Origin of the sequence: Catenulispora rubra (assembly GCF_015356825.1) — a bacterium.
In the GTDB taxonomy this organism is placed as follows: Bacteria; Actinomycetota; Actinomycetes; order Streptomycetales; family Catenulisporaceae; genus Catenulispora; species Catenulispora rubra.
The window spans coordinates 1-1,873 of the sequence record NZ_JAACYW010000590.1 but is presented as its reverse complement, the minus strand read 5'-3'; the positions used below and the strand labels follow the sequence as shown (position 1 = coordinate 1,873).

1 protein-coding gene is annotated in these 1,873 nt (G+C 71.5%); it reads right to left on the bottom strand.

Going from position 1 to position 1,873, the window contains the following annotated elements; translation table 11 throughout:
• A partial coding sequence (locus GWK61_RS54330) for a 2'-5' RNA ligase family protein (protein ID WP_194922250.1) occupies positions 1-1,851 on the bottom strand: 1,851 nt, incomplete at its 3' end.
• Positions 1,852-1,873 lie beyond the last annotated feature (22 nt).

Here is a 1,873-nt window from a genome sequence, read left to right as displayed (position 1 = left end):
GTCGGGCAGGGGCGTGGCGGCCGGGACGGTGCCTGCGACGAGAGCAGAGGCGGAGTCGAGGCCGAGCGCGGGCCGAGGTGCGGCGGCCGGGCCGGTGCCGGTGCCGGGAATGGCGGCGGGATGGTCGGCGGCGAGGTTAGCAGCGAGGCCGGCGGTGGCGGATGCGGGAGACACGGTGGCCGGAAGCAGGCAGCCGCCGGGGCCGAACGGGTGCGAGGGTGTGGCCGTGGCGGGGGTGTCGGTGGTGAGGAAGGCGGTTGAGGCGGCATCAGCCTCGTCCTCCGTGTAGCGAATCGCGCCGGTGCCGAGCTCGATGACTGCGCGCACCTCCATGGGGCCGTCGGCGCGGCGTGAGAGGAGTGCCAGCTCGGTGACGGTGGCCGTTGTTGGGGCGATCTTTACTGGCGTGCGTGTTGGGTCCGCGACCTTGCCGATGGTCAGGTGTGGTGTGTAGGCCTCGCGGGTGCGGCAGGTGGGGAAGGCTTCGGCCAGTGCCGTGTACAGCTGCTGCCAGGCGGCGCCAGTGGGGTGGAGCCACAGGGTGCTGTCGGTGCGGTGGGTGAAGTGGCGGACCTCGGCCAGCTGCGTCTCGAATGCGCCGGTGGCGGCTGCGGCCTTGCTGAGCAGGGGGAGTGCGGCGTCGAACTCCGACTCGGGGATGAAGCCGAACAGCAGGTTTATGTGCGGGGGCCAGCGCAGCACCTGCGGGTCCAGGCGGCGGCGGACCTCCTGGATCGCGTCCCACGTCGAGGTCGGGAGGATCCAGGCGATGGCGGTACGGGCGGTTGGTGTCGCGTCGATCGGCGCCGCAGCAAGAGGGAGGGTGGCGGCAGGAGCGGCTTCAGTGGCGGCGTGAGGTGTCACCACGGCACTGATCCCGTAGTGGTCGGACACGAACAAGCCGCCCGAGTCCGGAGCATCCCCGACCAGCCGCGCCGCCGAAGCCTCGGCGCCGAGCAGCAGCACCCGGTCCAAGCGCTTGGCCTGCCCGGTCAGCGACGACACCGCGGCCAGCGGATTCGCCGTCGGATCGAACGTCGCCGTGTCGTCAGCCACGCCGTGAACCTGCGTCCACGCGTCCGTCATCCCGAGCCGAGCGGCTGGCGCCTCGCTGTCGTCGTTGAAGTCGCCGACAAGCACCACCGGCACCGACGTGACGTCCCCCAGGCCGTCGGCCAACCGCCCGAGTTGCTCGCGCCGCAACCCCGCACCGTCCGTCGAATGGTCGCTGCTCAGGTGCGTCGTGGCGACGACGACCGGCCCGGCCCCGCCCCCCACCACCAACGCCGTGACCGCCTTGTACCGCCCCAGCGCATGCCACCCGGCCTCGACCACCGGCAGCCGGCTCAGCAGGAACAACCCGCTCTCCGCGACGTCCGAAGACCGAGGATCGCCGCCGAGCGTCCACCCGGCGCGTACCCACTCCTCGGCCAGCAGCATCTTCACCAGCACGGGCTCGGCCTCCTGCAACGCGATCACGTCCACGGCCGCGTCACGCAACGCAGCGAGCAGCATCGGCCGACGCTCGGCAGTCCGGATGAGCTCCTTGTCGTACCGGTCCCACAGCGTGTTCCACGTAAGAACCCGCAGATCGGGGCCAGCCGCCAGAGCGGAGGTGGACGAGGAAGTACTAGCGCAAGGCTGCCAGCGGCCGTCGGCAAAGACATGTGGAGTGCGCGGCTCGAAGAACGGAGCGGCCAACAACCGCGTCCGCTGCGCCAGCCCCGCCCCGGACGCATCCAACGCGTCCACGCCCGAAGCCCGGTCCCACACCAACTGCCCGTCGGCCTCGAAGAAGAGCACCCGGTGCCACGGAATATCGCCCTGCGGATCGAACGAAGGCAGCGGCACCCGCTTCGGCTCCCGCCCCCGG